3 protein-coding genes are annotated in these 2,188 nt (G+C 69.7%); all 3 read right to left on the bottom strand.

What is annotated here, in order from left to right; all coding sequences use genetic code 11:
* Window positions 1-207: DEAD/DEAH box helicase (locus A9W96_RS32260; protein ID WP_197497966.1), on the bottom strand; the 207-nt coding region annotated here is incomplete at its 3' end.
* 37 nt (window positions 208-244) lie between these two features.
* Window positions 245-916: a TetR/AcrR family transcriptional regulator gene (locus A9W96_RS18790; protein WP_066868563.1), complete on the bottom strand. Its 672-nt coding sequence runs from the start codon at window positions 914-916 to the stop codon at window positions 245-247.
* A gap of 46 nt (window positions 917-962) precedes the next feature.
* On the bottom strand, window positions 963-2,188 hold a 1,226-nt coding region (locus A9W96_RS18795; RefSeq protein WP_067141999.1), incomplete at its 5' end, for an aldehyde dehydrogenase family protein.

Below are 2,188 nucleotides of genomic sequence, written 5' to 3' on the forward strand. Positions count from 1 at the left end.
CGCCCACAGGAACGCCGCCAGCGTCTTACCCGAGCCGGTCGGGGCGATCACCAGTGTGTTGTGGCCGTCGGCGATCGCGTTCCACGCGTCGGCCTGCGCGGTGGTGGGTGCGTCGAAGGTGCTGGTGAACCACTCGCGGGTGATGGCGCTGAACCGGCCCAACGGGTCGGGGCGGCCGGGCGGCCCGGAGTCGGCGCGAGTGCTCACCCGTCCATGGTGCCAACGGGCACCGACAAGGCGTCGGCTAGCGCGGCTCGATCCGAGCGGTCGCCATCGCGTGGGACAGTTCCTCGGGGATCTCGGGGACCCGGGCGATGGCGTCGAACAGCGAGTGCGCGCACGCGTCGGCGAGGCGATCGGCATTCGTGGTGGGGTCGATGATGCGCTGCCGGCACAACTCGAAGGTGAACGCCAGCCAGCCGTGGCAGATCACCCGCAGGTCCCGCTCGACGTCGGGTTCCAGCTTCCCCGCGGGGGTCTTGGCCACCAGGTCGCTGATCCGGCTCATGATGTGCTCGAGCTGACGGTTCTTGGCTTCATCGTCGACGCCCAGCAGAACCGGGTCGGACCGGCCCAGGCCGACGTAGGCGGCCCACGCCGCCTCGGGGTTCTGCTCGTGGTAGGCCATGTAGGCCATGACGCCGGTGCGGACCTCTTCGTACATGGTCAGGCCGGTGGCGTCGTCCATGTTGGTGTTCTCGTACAGGCGGTCGGCCTCGTCCTTGACCACCGCCGCGAAGAATGCCCGTTTGTCGGGGAAGTAGTGATACATCAGGGCCCGCGAGACCCCGGCGCGTTCCGCGATCTCGTCGATGCGGACCTCGTCGTAGGGCCGCTTCCCAAAGACCTCTGCCCCTAAAGCGAGCAGCTCAGCGCGTCGATCCTCGGGGGATAAGCGCCTGCGGGCAGTCGGCATGTGTCAGATAGTACTCATACGACATGAGACCCCGGCCACTTTGGATTCATCCGAACTTCACGCCCTGGGCCAGCGGTAACTCGCCGGAATAATTGACGGTATTGGTACTTTGGCGCATGTAGGCCTGCCACGAATCGGTGCCGGATTCGCGTCCGCCGCCGGTTTCCTTCTCTCCGCCGAACGCGCCGCCGATCTCCGCGCCGGACGTGCCGATGTTGACATTGGCGATTCCGCAGTCGGATTCGGCCAGGAAGCGCTCGGCCTCGCGTAGGTCGGTGGTGAAAATGGCCGACGAAAGGCCCTGCGGCACCGCATTGTTGAGGGCGATCGCGTCGTCGAGCTCGTCGTAGGTCAGCACGTAGAGGATGGGCGCGAACGTTTCGGTGGCCACGATGGCGGTCTGCGCGGGCATCCGCACCAGCGCCGGCGCGACGTAGTAGGAACTCGGGTGTTCGGGGGCCTCGGGATGGGTGCGCTCGCCGCCGATCACCTCGCCGCCGTCGGCGCGCGCCTGTTCCAGCGCCCCCACCATGTCGCGGTAGGCGGTCTCGTGAATCAGCGGTCCGACCAGCGTGTCCGGCGCCGACGGGTCACCGATGCGCAGCTGCCCGAAGGCGGACGCGACGCGCGCGACCACCTCGTCGGCCACCGAGCGGTGGACGATCAGCCGGCGCAGGGTGGTGCAGCGCTGCCCCGCGGTGCCGGCGGCCGCGAACACCACCGCGCGCACCGCAAGGTCCAGGTCGGCCGACGGCGTCACGATGGCGGCGTTGTTGCCGCCCAACTCCAGCAGCACCCGGCCGAACCGCGCGGCGACGCGGGGACCGACGGCCCGGCCCATCCGGACCGAACCGGTCGCCGACACCAGCGCGACGCGCGGGTCGTCCACCAGCAGCTCGCCGAGGTCGCGGTCGCCCAGCATCAGCGAGCTCACCGCAGGCGGGGCGCCGACGTCGGCCGCGGCCCGGGCGATCAACGACTGGGTGGCCAGCGCCGTCAACGGCGTCAGCTCCGAGGGCTTCCACACCACCGGGTCCCCGCACACCAGGGCCAGCGCGGCGTTCCAGGCCCAAACCGCGACCGGGAAGTTGAACGCGGTGATCACGCCGACGACACCGAGCGGGTGCCAGGTCTCCAGCAGCCGGTGGCCGGGGCGTTCCGAGGCGATGGTGCGGCCGTAGAGCTGGCGCGACAGGCCGACCGCGAACTGGCAGATGTCGATCATCTCCTGCACCTCGCCGGCGGCCTCGGAGGCGATCTTGCCGACCTCGA

The sequence above is a fragment of the Mycobacterium sp. 1245852.3 genome, from assembly GCF_001669335.1.
GTDB classification, from domain to species: Bacteria; Actinomycetota; Actinomycetes; order Mycobacteriales; family Mycobacteriaceae; genus Mycobacterium; species Mycobacterium europaeum_A.